A 14,577-nucleotide genomic window follows, 5' to 3' on the forward strand; every position below is an offset into this window, starting at 1 on the left:
TGATGACGGGACCGAAGGACGACGGGCCGCTGCACGGATCCGACATCGCGCGGCGCGCCCTCGAGGAGGCACGCGCGGCGGCGAAGGCGGCGGGCAAATCCGTCGGCCAGGGCCGCTCCGAACCGATGACCGGCGGGGTGCGGCGGCTGCGCCGCGGCTCGAAACGGTGGAGCGGACCGTCGCCGGACAACCGCGATCCCCAGGCGTTCGGCTCGCTGATCGGCGGGATCGCGAAGGCCCGTGGCTGGGACACGAAGGTCAACGAGGGAACGGTGCTCGGCTGCTGGGAATCCGTCGTCGGCGCCGACGTGGCCGCGCACGCCAGCGCCGTGAGCCTGCGGGAGAAGGTGCTCTACGTCAGCGCCGAGTCGACCGCGTGGGCCACGCAGCTGCGCCTCATGCAATCCCAGCTGCTGGCGAAGATCAACGCCGCCGTCGGGCAGGGCGTGGTCACCTCCCTCAACATCACCGGGCCCAGCGCGCCGAGCTGGCGGAAGGGGCCGCTGCACGTGCCGGGCCGCGGCCCGCGCGACACCTACGGCTAGGCCGGCGGCTCGCCCGGGAGGAACGCCGCCAGATCGATGCCGCGGTCGGCGGCGAGCGCCTGGAGCTTGGCGGCATCGTCGACCTGGATGCACACGCAGGCGTGCGGGCCGTCCTCGTCCTTGCGCACGATGTAGTACGCGACGCTGTCGGTGAGCAGCGCGCCGTCGGCGTCGAGGAACAGCCAGCGGACGTGGAGCAGCGCGATGGCACCGGTGAGGGACGTACTGCTCAGGAGCTCGTAGTCGACCGTGGACAGCCCCAGCGCGCGGTACAGCGGGTACGACTGCTCGAGGCCGCGGGCCATCGACGTGCGGTCGTCGAGCACCCCGGAGAAGCGATCGTCGACGATCACGCCGGGCTCCGCCCACAGCTCGGCGGCGGCCGTCGCGTCGAACCGGGTGAGCGTCTGCGCGTACCGGGCGAGGTAGTCGTCGATCTCGGCGTGATCCATGCCTCCGACTCTACGATCGGATGCCGGTTCATGCCCTAGCGTCGCCGTGTGCGCGTCGGATTGCGATTCGGACTGAGCGGACCGAAACGAGGTTGATCGCGTCTGCGACGCGATGAGGGCGTGGCAAACGCATTCATCGTCGTGAAGAGGAGTAGACTGGAAGGGCAAGAGCGCCCCGTCTCCGCGGGGCGCTGTCCGATCACCATCGCGGTGGCTGCGGCCGGCGGAAGTTCACGGCTGTTCGCCCGGTGGTTTCGACGAAGGAGCGCCAACACATCGTGGCGGCTGACAACAACGCGGACAAGCCCAAGGGCTCGTACGGCGCGGATTCCATCAAGCAGCTCGAGGGCCTGGAGGCGGTGCGCAAGCGCCCCGGTATGTACATCGGTACGACCGGACCCCGCGGCTTGCACCACATGATCTGGGAGGTCGTCGACAACTCCGTCGACGAGGCCATGGCCGGCCACGCCACCCGGGTCGACGTGAAGCTCCGGGCTGACGGCGGCGTCGAGGTCATCGACGACGGCCGCGGCATCCCCGTGGCGATGCACGCGAAGGGCATCCCCACCGTCCAGCTGGTGCTCACCTCGCTGCACGCCGGCGGCAAGTTCGACTCCGACGCCTACGCCGTCTCCGGCGGCCTGCACGGCGTCGGCATCTCGGTGGTGAACGCCCTGTCGAGCCGCGTCGAGGTCGAGATCGACGTCGACGGCTTCCACTGGCAGCAGAACTTCCACTGGGACGACAAGAAGCGCGACTCCGTCGCCGAGGACCTCATCAAGGGCGAGCCCACCGAGCGCACCGGTACGACGGTGCGGTTCTGGGCCGACCCGAAGGTCTTCACCGAGACCACGCACTACGACTTCGAGACCGTCTCACGCCGCCTGCAGGAGATGGCTTTCCTCAACAAGGGCCTGACGATCACGCTCACCGACGAGCGACCCGTCGCCGTCGAGGTGCCCGACGAGGCCATCACGGAGGAGGCCCCGTCGGCGCACGAGGACGACGTCGCCGCGGCGCTGGCCGAGGTCGCGCCCAAGAAGCGCGAGCGCATCTTCCACTACCCGGACGGCCTCGTCGACTACGTCAAGCACATCAACGCGCGCACATCGAAGTCGCCGATCCACGGCTCGATCATCTCCTTCGAGGGCAAAGAGAAGGGCCACGAGATCGAGATCGCGATGCAGTGGAACTCGGGCTACTCGGAGTCCGTGCACACCTTCGCCAACACCATCAACACCCACGAGGGCGGCACCCACGAGGAGGGCTTCCGCACCGCGCTGACCGGCGTGGTCAAGGCCTACGCCAAGGACAAGAAGCTGGTCAAGGAGAAGGACGGCGAGCTGTCGGGCGACGACATCCGCGAGGGCCTCGCGGCGGTCATCTCCGTGAAGGTCGCCGAGCCCCAGTTCGAGGGCCAGACCAAGACCAAGCTCGGCAACACCGAGGTCAAGAGCTTCGTGCAGAAGGTCTGCCGCGAGCAGCTGCAGTTCTGGTTCGACTCGAACCCGGCCGATGCCAAGACCATCGTGCAGAAGGCCGCCGCCTCCGCGCAGGCCCGCCTCGCCGCCCGCAAGGCGCGGGAGCTGGTGCGCCGCAAGAGCGCCACCGACATCGGCGGCCTCCCCGGCAAGCTCGCCGACTGCCGCAGCAACGACCCCGACAAGTGCGAGGTCTACATCGTGGAGGGCGACTCGGCCGGCGGCTCCGCCAAGAGCGGCCGCGACTCGATGTACCAGGCGATCCTGCCCATCCGCGGCAAGATCATCAACGTCGAGAAGGCCCGGATCGACAAGGTGCTCAAGAACACCGAGGTCCAGTCGATCATCACCGCTTTCGGCACCGGCATCCACGACGAGTTCGACATCGCCAAACTGCGCTACAAGAAGATCGTGCTCATGGCCGACGCCGACGTCGACGGCCAGCACATCTCGACCCTGCTGCTGACCCTGCTGTTCCGCTTCATGCGGCCGCTCGTCGAGCACGGCCACGTGTACCTCGCGCAGCCGCCGCTCTACAAGCTCAAGTGGCAGAAGGGCGCCGACCCGGAGTTCGCCTACAGCGACAACGAGCGCGACGTGCTGCTGGCCGACGGCCTGCAGAACGGCAAGAAGATCAACAAGGACGACGGCATCCAGCGCTACAAGGGCCTCGGCGAGATGAACGCCAAGGAGCTGTGGGAGACCACGATGGACCCGACGGTCCGCGTGCTCAAGCAGGTCACCCTGGACGATGCCGCCGCCGCCGACGAGCTGTTCTCGATCCTCATGGGCGAGGACGTGGTGGCCCGCCGCTCGTTCATCGCGCGCAACGCCAAGGACGTGCGGTTCCTCGACGTGTGACCGCGAGCGCGCCCGCGAGCCGGGCGCGCCGCGCACCGTCGAACCGCTTGAACTCGAAGGACTCCCATGACTGACACCACCCCGCCCGCCGAGACCGGCGGCCACGACCGGATCGAACCGGTCGACATCCAGCAGGAGATGCAGCGCAGCTACATCGACTACGCCATGAGCGTCATCGTCGGCCGCGCCCTCCCCGAGGTGCGCGACGGCATGAAGCCGGTGCAGCGCCGCATCCTCTACGCCTCCTACGACGCCGGCTACCGGCCCGACCGCAGCTACGTGAAGTCGGCCAAGCCCGTCGCCGAGACGATGGGCAACTACCACCCCCACGGCGACAGCGCGATCTACGACGCCCTCGTGCGTCTCGCGCAGCCCTGGTCGCTGCGCTACCCGCTGATCGACGGGCAGGGCAACTTCGGCTCGCCGGGTAACGATCCCGCGGCCGCCATGCGTTACACCGAGGCCCGCCTCACGCCGCTCGCGATGGAGATGCTGCGCGACATCGACGAGGAGACCGTCGATTTCTCGCCGAACTACGACGGCAAGACGCAGGAGCCGACGGTGCTGCCCGCGCGCGTGCCGAACCTGCTCATGAACGGCTCCGGCGGCATCGCCGTCGGCATGGCGACCAACATCCCGCCGCACAACCTGCGCGAGCTCGCGGACGCGATCTTCTGGTGCCTGGACAACTTCGAGGCCGACTCCGAGGCGACGCTCGAGGCCTGCATGGAGCGGATCAAGGGACCGGACTTCCCGACGTACGGCCTCATCGTGGGCAGCCAGGGCATCAAGGACGCCTACTCCACCGGCCGCGGCTCCATCCGGATGCGCGGCGTCGTCTCCGTGGAGGAGGACTCCAAGGGCGCAACGGAACTCGTCATCACCGAGCTGCCCTACCAGGTCAACCCCGACAACCTCGTGCTGTCCATCGCCGAGCAGGTGCGCGACGGCAAGATCGCCGGCATCAGCAAGATCGAGGACCAGTCCTCGGACCGCGTCGGCATGCGGATCGTGGTGCGGCTCAAGCGCGACGCCGTCGCCAAGGTGGTGCTGAACAACCTCTACAAGCACAGCCAGCTGCAGACCAGTTTCGGCGCGAACATGCTGTCCATCGTCGACGGGGTGCCGCGCACCCTGCGCCTGGACCAGATGATCCGCTACTACGTGACGCACCAGTTGGACGTCATCGTGCGGCGCACCCGGTTCCGGCTGCGCAAGGCCGAGGAGCGGGCCCACATCCTGCGCGGCCTGGTCAAGGCGCTCGACGCCCTCGACGAGGTCATCGCCCTCATCCGGCGATCCGAGACCACCGAGATCGCCCGCGCCGGCCTGATCGAGCTCCTCGACGTCGACGAGCTGCAGGCCAACGCGATCCTCGACATGCAGCTGCGCCGCCTCGCGGCCCTCGAGCGGCAGAAGATCATCGACCAGTTGGCCGAGATCGAGCTCGAGATCGCGGACCTCAAGGACATCCTCGACCGGCCGGAGCGCCAGCGCGCCATCGTCCGCGACGAGCTCGGCGAGATCGTCGAGAAGTTCGGCGACGACCGACGCACCAAGATCATCGCGGCCGACGGCGACGTCACCGACGAGGACCTCATCGCCCGCGAGGACGTGGTCGTCACCATCACGGAGACCGGCTACGCCAAGCGCACCAAGACGGACCTGTACCGCAGCCAGAAGCGCGGCGGCAAGGGCGTCAAGGGCGCGGATCTCAAGCAGGACGACATCGTCGCGCACTTCTTCGTGTGCTCCACCCACGACTGGATCCTGTTCTTCACCACCAAGGGTCGCGTGTACCGCGCGAAGGCGTACGAGCTGCCCGAGCAGAGCCGCACCGCCCGCGGCCAGCACGTGGCGAACCTCCTGGCCTTCCAGCCGGAGGAGCGGATCGCCCAGGTCATCCAGATCAAGGCCTACGACGACGCGCCCTACCTGATCCTGGCCACCAAGAACGGCCTCGTGAAGAAGTCCAAGCTCGAGGACTTCGACTCGAACCGCAGCGGCGGCATCGTCGCCATCAACCTGCGCGACGAGGACGAGCTGGTGGGTGCGGTGCTGGCCTCCTCCGAGGACGATCTGCTCCTGGTGAGCAAGAACGCCCAGTCGATCCGCTTCCACGCGACCGACGACGCGTTGCGTCCCATGGGCCGCGCAACCTCCGGTGTGCAGGGCATGCGGTTCAACGGCGACGATCAGCTGTTGGCGCTCAACGTGGTCCAGGCCGACACCTACCTGCTCGTCGCGACCTCGGGCGGTTACGCCAAGCGGACGGCGATGGACGACTACCCTGTCCAGGGGCGTGGCGGCAAGGGCGTGCTGACGATTCAGTTCGACCCGAAGCGCGGCGACCTGGTGGGTGCGCTCATCGTCGACGACGAGACCGAGCTGTACGCCATCACGTCGGGCGGCGGTGTGATTCGCACCGCGGCGCGGCAGGTCCGCAAGGCGGGCCGCCAGACCAAGGGCGTCCGGCTGATGAACCTGGCCGAAGGCACTAGTCTTTTGGCCATCGCCCGCAACGCCGACGAGAGCGACGAACCCGAGCAGGCGGACGGCGAGGCATAAGCCGCCGCGGAGCACGAAGGAGCGCATGTGAGTACCCCTGGAACCGGATCCGGCCAGCCGCCGGAGTCCGGACCGGAGGCGGGCCGGCAGCCCGTCCGGATCCCGCGACGCGACACCGACGTCGGCCGCGTGATCGATGCGCCCACCGAGGGCGTGGAGCGCGACGAGCTGCCGAAGAACCTGCCGGACCTCGACAAGATCCATCAGGTCGCTCCGGCCGCGGCGCCGACGGTGCCGGTCCCGGCCCAGCCGGCCGCCGACGCTCCGGCGGCACCGGTCGCACCGACCGAGCCGGCTGGCCCGGCCGCCCCGGCGGGGGAGGCGGCACCGTCGAACCTGCACACCGTGGGCGGCGCTCCCGCCCGGGCGGCGGGCGTGAAGACTCAGGCCGCCGGCGGCGGCCCGGTGCGGGCGGGCATGCAGCTGCGCAGCATCGACCCGTGGACCACGTTCAAGCTCACCGGCGTGGTCTCCGTGGTGCTGTTCTTCGTGTGGATGATCGCCGTCGGCGTGCTGTACATCGTGCTCAGCGGCATGGGCGTGTGGAGCAAGATCAACGACAGCTTCCAGACGCTCACCAACGAGCAGGCGGGCGTGAGCCTCCTGACGGCGGGCAACGTCTTCACCTACGCGGGTCTCGCCGGCCTCGCGAACGTGATCCTGCTGACCGCGCTCGCCACCGTCGGCGCGTTCATCTACAACCTCTGCGCCGACCTCGTGGGCGGCATCGAGGTGACCCTCTCCGATAGGGATTGACCAGCAGTTTTGTAGAACCCGAGGTGCGCTGGTAATGTTCCACCTCGGTTCACGGGCCTATAGCTCAGGCGGTTAGAGCGCTTCGCTGATAACGAAGAGGTCGGAGGTTCAAGTCCTCCTAGGCCCACCACACCCCCTCCCGGGGCCTTAGCTCAGTTGGTAGAGCGCCGCCTTTGCAAGGCGGATGTCAGGAGTTCGATCATTATCTCCAGCTGACAGGCTTGGTAAGGGGTTGACCAGCAGGGATGCTGTGGTGGACATGTCCGTCACGAGGTCGTAGTTTGGCGGTGGGACGGTGCCCAGCAGCGGGTGCACAACCACACACGGGGGCTTAGCTCAGTTGGTAGAGCATCGCCTTTGCAAGGCGAGGGTCAGGGGTTCGAATCCCCTAGCCTCCACAGATATGATGAGTTTCTGACTGCTGTCAGCTAGGAGCCCCCCCCGGATCGCCGGCCCCGGGGGTTCTGAGCGTTGGGAGGTCCAGCAGATGACGAAATGCTTGACTGGCCATGAGGCTGGTCCGGCGAGTCCGTGATGGTGGCGGGTGCGCGGGGTGACTATTGTGGCGTCATGGCTCCGACGCAGCGTACGTATCGATGTGTGGAGGCCGACGTTCGCCGACGAAGCCGACGTGAGGCGTTCCTGGACGCCGCGCTCTGTGTCTTCACCGCGTTTTGTCGACGGTGCTCCGCGAACACCTCCAAGTCCTCCCCGCCGCTTCACAGGCCCTGATCTGCCAGAGCGCATAAAACCTAGTCAGAGCACTCGATATCGCACCGCTACTCAGTGGAGGAATCAGCCTCAAAACCGATCCTCCCATGCGCGCCATCCACGACGATGCCCGTGATACTCAGACGGCGAACACCGCCTCTACCGATCCCCTCGCAGCCGACACCACCACAACCAAGTTAGGGCGCCCTCGGGCCTGACTGTGTCGGATCGGTGACAATCGACAACGCCTTGCGGTGCCGGTGAACCACATACGACACCGACCACCGCGACGTCAGATCCTCGAGCTGCTGCTCCTCAAGCAACTTCACCCGCACCCACAGATGACTGCTAAGCCCCGGTATCCCGAGCGATCACATGCTCGGCATACGCGCACACCGAAGCCCGATCCCACCCTGACGGGACAACGACCGTCCGCCGAGAAGGCATCTGCAGATCATCCTCCCCATCCACATCCACGAACCTACGACCAAACGCGGCCACCCGCCTACAGTCGGGGCCAAATCACACCGCCCTGGTTGGAGCCAGACCAACTTGACATAGCCACCCGCTGGCGGGGTGTACTGCTGCGAGCGAGCAGTGATTCGAGATCTCCCGGTGTCCCGATCCACCCCGGGGACCACAACCGTTGCGCTGACCCGCAACGGTTGCTTGATCCAGTCGGGGGGAGCGCTCACCGGGCCGGTAAGAGCGCGAGGACAGGCGCTTGGCAACCACGCCCCTCGAGGCCGTGTTCGAGCATCACCTGGCCATCGGCCTCGTCGGCCGCGGTCCACGATGGGGGACTTGTACGACCGGATCCGCCAGTCGTCCGTCGCATCGCCCCGACGCACCGTCTATGGCGTCGACGGCGATGGCTCGCAGCGTGTCGACAGATCGCCACGACGGATCAGGACCCAGGTGAGCGGGAACCGGCGTCCTGCTCACGGTGGTGCTCCTGCGTGCGTTGTGTGAACGCGGCGGCCCTGCTTAGCGCCCTACTCGCGGACTTCCCGCGACTGGCCCGGTTAGCCTGACAAGGATGCTGCGGCCTTTCGCAGTGACGCCTCCAGAGTCGCTTCCGCCTCGGGTAGAGCTGCCGCGAGGGTTGTGACGGATCGGAGCCGCTCGGATGAGGCGTGATCCTTCTGTACTGCTGCGCGTGCGACTGCAGTCCAGGATGTCGCCGCATGGTGGGCGTTGGCTGCAAGGATGGCGGTTGCGTGATCGCCGGTGAGGCGTGCGATTTCATCGCAGCCCTGTGCCAGCAGTCGGCGGAAGAGGCCACCGCCGGTCCCCGCTTTCTCGATGAAGGCGCCGAGGCTGAATAAGTGCATCTCGAGGTCGTCGGTGGACAGGGCTCCCCAGCTGCAGACGTCGGATGCGAGAGCGCTGGCCGCGTCGAGGCCGTGTGACCCATGTTCTGCGGGCCCGGCGATCGTCGATGCGCCTGGGGTGCTCAGGCTCGCTGCGGATTGCGCGAATGCCTGTGCGGCCACCTCGATAATTGAAGGCGGCGTCTGTGGCCAATTGATACGAAACTGCGTGTGTCGGGTTGGCTCCGGGAAGGAGGTCGAGCGGCGCGCGCGTGCGAGTGCGTCCAGTGGGACGCGTTGAAGATCTTCGCGATCGTTGTCGGCGATGTACGCGATGCCTTGCGTCTCGTCGTAGCCGACTACCACGATGTCGTGGCGGCTCATGCGCAACTGGACCCGCAGATAGGGGAGTTCTGCGATCTCCGCCCAGACCAGTGCAGGGCGGCCCTGATCGATCTCGCCACGAAGGTTCTCCCAACCCTCGGCCGGGTCGTCGGTGGCAAGCACCTCGACGGTGCCGCCCAGACGGCGGGGGAGGTCCACCTCAAAATCAGGTCCTCGTCCGACCAAGTACACGGGTGGCATCAGCGCGCTTGATCGAATGTAGGTGAGGGAGAGGGCTCCGCCGAGGGCAAAGACGAGGCCCTCATCGGGTGGGCCGTCGAAACCGAGCCCGGTCCACTCCATGAGGTCTCGCATCGCACCGGACCCACAGTGGCCGCCCATTCGGTGCGGGTAGGGGTCGATCATCGAGGGGCCGGACACTGACACGAGTCTCCTGTGTTGAGGCGGTGCGGATCTTGTTCGTAGAGTCGATTGCCGGCCGACGACTGAGGCAGGTCGGGTTAGGCGTGGAATGCATCTAGTGGCGTCGCACGCTGCGTGAATATCAGAGGGCCATAGGCCTGTTTGAGAGCCGCCAGGATGTTGTCGAGAGGCAGGTCGTTGTACGTACCTCTTTCGCGGACGTACTCCATGTGTGTTGAGCCGTCCGCGGAGTGAGCGTGGAGCAACGCGTCGCTGTCGCCGGTGAAGTCGATCGGGGCAACTCCGAACCGTGCGCACAGTTCCGAGTTGAACGCGGGTGTTGCCTTGAGCCACCGTCCGTCGATGTAGACGTGGCTGTACCCGTGATAGACGAAGACGTCGGTTCCCATCAGCTCACGTAGGGTGCCCGTTTGGAGGTGGTTACGGACGTCGGCGAAGCCGAACCGCGCTGGGATCCCGGCGGCGCGAAATGCGGCGGTGAGCACGACGGCCTTGGGGACGCAGTATCCACGTCCGGATTCGATTACGTGGCTGGCCCGGTAATGCTCTGGGTCGTTGGAGACGGTGTACGGGTCGTAGCGGATGGCGTCGCGTACCGCGGTGAACAGGCGGCGAGCTTTGTCTTTGTCGGTGGTCGCGTTGCCGACGGCTTCGCGTGTGAAGGTCGCGACGGTGGCGTGCTCGATGTCGAGGAAGCGTGAACCCGTCAGCGCCGCCGGGCTGACCGCGTTTGTCGGTGATGTGGTCATGGGGTCGCTCCGATCAATGCGGACCTGACGATCGGCGCTCGTTGTGCAATGGCGCGCTTGGCGTTCACGAAGTCAGCGGGTCTGTTGACGCAGTCAGCTGCAATCAGTTCTCCGGCGGAGAAATAGTAGCAGGTGAAGTCGCGGCCATGGGCGGGGTCGCCGCTGACCAGCACCTCGTCGTATCCGGTGTTGAGCCCGGCGATCTGGAGTTTGAGGTCGTATTGGTCGGACCAGAACCACGGCAGTGCGGCACGACCGGTTGTGTTGTCGCAGATTGTGGCCGCCGCGATTTTGGCGTGCTCGGTTGTTGCGGACACGCACTCGAGACGAACACGTCTCCCGTACCGCTCGATTCGGTGGTTGGCGCAGTCGCCGGCTGCGACGATGTCAGGATCGCTGCTACGAGCGCGGTCGTCGACGAGGATGCCGTTTTCGACGTCGATGCCCGCAGCTGCTGCGAGCTCCGTGTTCGGAATGACGCCGACGCCGACGATGACCAGGTCAGCGGCCAGCGTTTCTCCACCGGCGAGGACAACGCTGGCGACTCGTTTGTCGCCGCGGAACCCCTCGACGATTGCGTCGATCCGTACGTCGACACCCTTCTCGCGGTGAATTCGATCGAAGAATTCCGACACGACGGGCGCCGTGACACGTTCGAGTACGCGTCCTGCCGCCTCCAGGACGGTCACTTCGACACCCAGGGTTCGAAGCGAGGCCGCTGTCTCCAGGCCGATGTACCCGCCGCCGACAATGACGACCCGCGAACCCGGGACCGCGGCGGCGCGGATGGCCTCGACGTCGGTGGCGGTGCGCAGATAGTGCACGCCCGGCAGATCGGCCCCAGGGACGGGCAGTGCGCGAGCTCGAGCGCCGGTGCACAGGGCCAACTTCGAGTAGGACACCGCGTCGTTGTTGCCGAGAGTGACGGTTCGTTCGGCACGGTCGATCGAGGTTACGGTTCCGTCGACGAGCTGGATCCGTTGCTTGTCGTAGAACTGGTGGCTTCGGATCGCGACATCGTCGAGATGGCAATCGCCGGCCAGGTATGCCTTGGACAGCGGCGGCCGCTGATACGGCAGGCGGCCCTCGTCGCCGATCAGCAGGATGTCTCCAGCCCACTTCTCCTTGCGCAAATTGGCCGCCAGCTGTGCGCCGGCGTGGCTTGCGCCGACGATCACGACCCGATCAGTGCTCACGTCTCCTGCTTGGGAGTCAGACGGACCATCATCTTGCTGATCCCACGAACGAAGTTGGACTGCACGTACTCCGGATCACCGACCACCGCGATGTCGTCGAAGCGCTCGAGGAGTTCTTCCCAGAGAATGCGCAACTGCAATTCGGCCAGGCGGTTTCCCATGCAACGGTGCACGCCGAAACCGAACGCGATGTGGTTGCGAGCGTTGGACCGATCGATGATGAGCTCGTCCGGGCGGTCGAACACTCGCTCGTCGCGGTTGCCGGAGGCGTACCACATGACGACTTTGTCGCCTTTGCGGATGAACTGACCGTTGAGCATCACGTCCTTCTTGGCGACCCGGCGCATGTACGCCAGGGGGGTTTGCCACCGGATGATCTCCGACACCGCGTTGGGGATCAGGTCCGGATTGGCTTTGAGTTTCTCGAACTGGTCGGGATACTCGTTGAGAGCCAGCACTCCGCCGCTCATCGAGTTGCGGGTGGTGTCGTTGCCGCCGACGATCAGCAGCACGAGGTTCCCGAGGAACTCCATGGGGCTGTCGTCGAGAAGGTCTTTGGTGTCCTCGTTGCTCTGCAGCATGGTGATGAGGTCGAAACCAGGCTCCTCGCCTGCCGCGGTCCGCGCGGCCTTGTCTCGCCATAGCGCACTCAAGCCCTGTGCCATCGCGACCATCTCGCGGAAAACTTTGTCGTTGTCTGATGGTCCGCCGTTGGCCTGCTCCATCGACGTGGCCAGATCCGACCACTGGACGAGTTTGTGGCGCTGCTCGTAGGGGTAGTCGAGCAATGTCGCGAGCATCCGCGCGGTCAGTTCGACCGACACGGTCTGGACCCAGTCGAACGGTTCGTCGAGCGGTAGCTCGTCGAGGACTTCCCGGACGCGCGACCGGATGAGGCCCTCCATCTCGCGCAGGTTCTTCGGTGCGACGACTCCCTGGACGGCGGCGCGCTGCTTGTCGTGCCGCGGCGGGTCCATGGCGATGAACATCGCGATGTCCATGAAGCGGGGCGGCCGACCGATGATGATGAACGGTTCGGCGGAGAACGCGTCGTGGTTCTTGTCGACAGCGATGATGTCGGCATGTCGAGTGACCGACCAGAACGGCCCGAAGGGACTGCGGGGCTGGAAGTGAACGGGCGCCTCATTGCGCACACGCTCGAAGTAGGACCGCCACCTGCCCTGTCGGTAGAGGAATGGGTTGCTCAGATCGATGTCGGTGAGTTCGACTTCCTCGACAGGCGGGATGGGGGTCTCGGTGAAGATCTTTTTGCCGTCGGTTCGGGTGACGATCCGGCGGGCCTTGTCATAGACGTGGGCGCCACGGATTTGTAGATCGATCGGGATCATGGACTGCGCTTTGTCGGCGAGGGCAGTTGAGATGCTCATAGATGTTGCTCTTTCGCTTTAGACGTTCACAACTGGAACTCGGGAAGGCGAACGGTCAGACCGTCCCACTCGTTGTTGGCGGTCATCTGGCAGGCCAGTCGCGAGTTGGCCTCACGTTCGGGGTGCATACTCAACATGCCTTCTTCGACGTCTGTGCTGTGTCCGACGGTGTCGATCCACGCGCTGTCGACGACGACGTGGCACGTTCCGCATGCCGCCTCACCGCCACAGTCGCCATCGATCCCCGGTATCGCCTCGTCGACTGCAATCTGCATCAGTGACCTGCCGGGCGTCACCGGCGCGGGGTAGTCCTCGCCGTCGTGGGTCACGTAAGTGATCGTGGCCATGGCCACCTCCTTGTTCGTGGGTCGTAGAGGTGAGTGTGCACGCGGCAGATGTGCTTGATCCAGGCTCGGACGTCGCGATGTCTTGTTAAATTGGCTCATGTGAGCCTTGTCGAGTTGGGGATACCGCCGCTAGCGTTCGCGCAGCTCCTCGACAGCGGTGCCCTGGGCGCGGCGGAGACGCGAGCGTTCGGACGCATCATGGCCCGCGAGGGCGTCGATCTCGCGGTCGTCATTGCGCGACAGGGCCAAGTGCCTGTCCGGTGGTTTCACGAGGTGTATCCGGCGATGGACGCCCAGCAGGGATTCCGGTTGGGCGTGGCGTTCGCCGAGCACGCCCAGCTGACCTCTTTCGGCCCCCTCAGTTTGCCGCTGGTCAGTGCGGGTTCCGTCCTCGAAGTTGTTCAACTGCTTCGGTTCTTGCCCCTGATATCGACCGCGCTGAGCACCGAGTTCCAGCACGGAGACTCTGGACTGACGATCGCTCTGGCCGGGCGCACAGATAGCCCCGGCACCGATTGTCTCGCCGTCACCTACGGTGGTCTGGCTGTCCTGCGGTTGGTGGACATGCTCGCCGGTGCCGTCCCCTCCGTGGAGCTTCATCTGACATGCCAGGCGCCGGCAGACCTGATCGTCGTGGGTGAGATCGGCCATCGGATCCTTTTCGACGCGCGCGCGGCGTTCGTGCATATACCGGCTGCCGTGCTCTACGACGTGTGCCGCTTCTCCGACCCCGTGGCCTACCGGATCGGTATCGCCGAGCTTCGACGCGTCTACGAACAGCGCAGGCCCAATTCCTACACGCAGCTGGTCCGCGCACAGTTCGATGCTGACCCTGCGCGCGCTGACGGCGCTCGTATCGCGGCGGAGCTGGCGACATCGGTGAGCACACTCAAGCGACGCCTGCACGCCGAGGGCACCACCCTGCGTCGCCTGCGGCAGCAGTTCGCCCAAGAACGAGCCACCGCGCGACTGCTGGATCCCGGCATCAGTGTCGGCGAGATAGCCGCAGAACTGGGGTACTCCGAGGTCGCCAGTTTCTCCCATGCATTTACACGGTGGGTCGGGTGCTCCCCGACTCAGTTCCGCCGCGCACCGTCGAATCAGCGGGCAGCGCCGGGCATCTGAGCAGGTCAGTCCGCGCGGAGGAAATTGACGAAAAAGCTGTCTACCGTGGAGGTGTCGGCGTAGCGCGCGAAGTGCGTGAGATCGACTTTCACGAACTCGCTAGTGGCGGAAAAGTAGGTCTCGCCCTCCACGGTCCCGCTCGCCCCGATGTGCAGGGTGTGATCGGCGTCCTCGTCGATCCACGCCGTGAGGCGTACTGGTACGTGGAGGGGTACCGGTCGGCGGTACTTGACCGTCAACGTGCGCGTGACGGCCGGGGTGCCGGCGATCCACAGCGTAAATCCCATGATGTCGTCGCACGCGGCCGAGATGGCCCT

General features: G+C 66.0%; 12 protein-coding genes and 3 tRNA genes. 8 read left to right on the forward strand and 7 right to left on the reverse strand.

From position 1 onward, the window contains the following. The first annotated feature begins 2 nt into the window (after positions 1–2). Entirely contained in the window at positions 3–545 is a 543-nt protein-coding gene (locus tag BLW32_RS01410; protein ID WP_068740347.1) for a DUF721 family protein, read from the forward strand. On the opposite strand, the gene BLW32_RS01415 is transcribed toward BLW32_RS01410, so the two are convergent. Beyond that, complete coding sequence (locus tag BLW32_RS01415) at positions 542–997, reverse strand: DUF6841 family protein (protein ID WP_068740349.1); 456 nt, start codon at positions 995–997, stop codon at positions 542–544. The genes BLW32_RS01410 and BLW32_RS01415 overlap by 4 nt on opposite strands. A 275-nt stretch (positions 998–1,272) precedes the next feature. On the opposite strand from BLW32_RS01415, the gene gyrB reads away from it, so the two are divergent. The 6 genes from gyrB to BLW32_RS01440 all read left to right on the forward strand — a co-directional run bounded on the left by gyrB (position 1,273) and on the right by BLW32_RS01440 (position 7,061). Continuing rightward, positions 1,273–3,339 (forward strand): DNA topoisomerase (ATP-hydrolyzing) subunit B, encoded by a 2,067-nt coding sequence (gyrB, locus tag BLW32_RS01420; RefSeq protein WP_068740359.1) that lies wholly within the window; start codon positions 1,273–1,275, stop codon positions 3,337–3,339. A 66-nt stretch (positions 3,340–3,405) separates the two neighbouring features. Beyond that, the gene (gene gyrA / locus BLW32_RS01425; RefSeq protein WP_068526266.1) at positions 3,406–5,907 is read left to right on the forward strand and encodes a DNA gyrase subunit A; all 2,502 of its coding nucleotides are present in this window, start codon (positions 3,406–3,408) and stop codon (positions 5,905–5,907) included. Between the two features lie 27 nt (positions 5,908–5,934). Then, positions 5,935–6,663, forward strand: coding sequence for a DUF3566 domain-containing protein (locus BLW32_RS28000; protein ID WP_068740351.1), 729 nt, complete (start codon positions 5,935–5,937; stop codon positions 6,661–6,663). 53 nt (positions 6,664–6,716) lie between these two features. After that, positions 6,717–6,793, forward strand: a tRNA-Ile gene (locus BLW32_RS01435). Positions 6,794–6,804: 11 nt separating this feature from the next. Then, positions 6,805–6,888: transfer RNA gene (locus tag BLW32_RS27335), tRNA-Ala, on the forward strand. Positions 6,889–6,988: 100 nt separating this feature from the next. Next, positions 6,989–7,061, forward strand: a tRNA-Ala gene (locus BLW32_RS01440). A gap of 1,338 nt (positions 7,062–8,399) precedes the next feature. Here the strand turns inward: BLW32_RS01440 and BLW32_RS01445 are convergent. The 5 genes from BLW32_RS01445 to BLW32_RS01465 form a co-directional block, all read right to left on the reverse strand. Further along, on the reverse strand, positions 8,400–9,437 hold the full coding sequence (locus BLW32_RS01445) for a BtrH N-terminal domain-containing protein (RefSeq protein WP_074850301.1): 1,038 nt from the start codon (positions 9,435–9,437) through the stop codon (positions 8,400–8,402). Between the two features lie 95 nt (positions 9,438–9,532). Continuing rightward, positions 9,533–10,204: a transglutaminase-like domain-containing protein gene (locus BLW32_RS01450; RefSeq protein WP_068526269.1), complete on the reverse strand. Its 672-nt coding sequence runs from the start codon at positions 10,202–10,204 to the stop codon at positions 9,533–9,535. Beyond that, positions 10,201–11,400, reverse strand: coding sequence for an NAD(P)/FAD-dependent oxidoreductase (locus BLW32_RS01455; protein WP_068526270.1), 1,200 nt, complete (start codon positions 11,398–11,400; stop codon positions 10,201–10,203). The genes BLW32_RS01450 and BLW32_RS01455 overlap by 4 nt, the downstream gene beginning before the upstream one ends. After that, a complete protein-coding gene (locus BLW32_RS01460; RefSeq protein WP_068526271.1) occupies positions 11,397–12,788 on the reverse strand; it encodes a cytochrome P450 in 1,392 nt (463 codons plus the stop codon). Before BLW32_RS01460 ends, BLW32_RS01455 begins: the two co-directional genes overlap by 4 nt. Positions 12,789–12,814: 26 nt before the next feature. Next, positions 12,815–13,135, reverse strand: a complete 321-nt coding sequence (locus tag BLW32_RS01465; protein WP_068526316.1) for a 2Fe-2S iron-sulfur cluster-binding protein — start codon at positions 13,133–13,135, stop codon at positions 12,815–12,817. Positions 13,136–13,234: 99 nt separating this feature from the next. Here BLW32_RS01465 and BLW32_RS01470 point away from each other — a divergent pair, with 99 nt between their 5' ends. After that, entirely contained in the window at positions 13,235–14,260 is a 1,026-nt protein-coding gene (locus BLW32_RS01470) for an AraC family transcriptional regulator (protein ID WP_068526272.1), read from the forward strand. A 5-nt stretch (positions 14,261–14,265) separates the two neighbouring features. Here the strand turns inward: BLW32_RS01470 and BLW32_RS01475 are convergent. Continuing rightward, positions 14,266–14,577, reverse strand: a 312-nt coding sequence (locus tag BLW32_RS01475) for a hotdog domain-containing protein (protein WP_302847084.1), incomplete at its 5' end; no start/stop codon positions are given.

Origin of the sequence: Tsukamurella tyrosinosolvens, from assembly GCF_900104775.1 — a bacterium.
Classification (GTDB): Bacteria; Actinomycetota; Actinomycetes; order Mycobacteriales; family Mycobacteriaceae; genus Tsukamurella; species Tsukamurella tyrosinosolvens.

Excerpts from the sequence above, each read along its gene's own strand:
- BLW32_RS01410 (WP_068740347.1), top strand. The coding sequence starts at position 3 with ATGACGGGACCGAAGGACGACGGGCCGCTGCACGGATCCGACATCGCG.
- BLW32_RS01415 (WP_068740349.1), bottom strand. The coding sequence starts at position 997 with ATGGATCACGCCGAGATCGACGACTACCTCGCCCGGTACGCGCAGACG.
- gyrA (WP_068526266.1), top strand. The coding sequence starts at position 3,406 with ATGACTGACACCACCCCGCCCGCCGAGACCGGCGGCCACGACCGGATC.
- BLW32_RS01445 (WP_074850301.1), bottom strand. The coding sequence starts at position 9,437 with ATGATCGACCCCTACCCGCACCGAATGGGCGGCCACTGTGGGTCCGGT.
- BLW32_RS01450 (WP_068526269.1), bottom strand. The coding sequence starts at position 10,204 with ATGACCACATCACCGACAAACGCGGTCAGCCCGGCGGCGCTGACGGGT.
- BLW32_RS01460 (WP_068526271.1), bottom strand. The coding sequence starts at position 12,788 with ATGAGCATCTCAACTGCCCTCGCCGACAAAGCGCAGTCCATGATCCCG.
- BLW32_RS01465 (WP_068526316.1), bottom strand. The coding sequence starts at position 13,135 with ATGGCCACGATCACTTACGTGACCCACGACGGCGAGGACTACCCCGCG.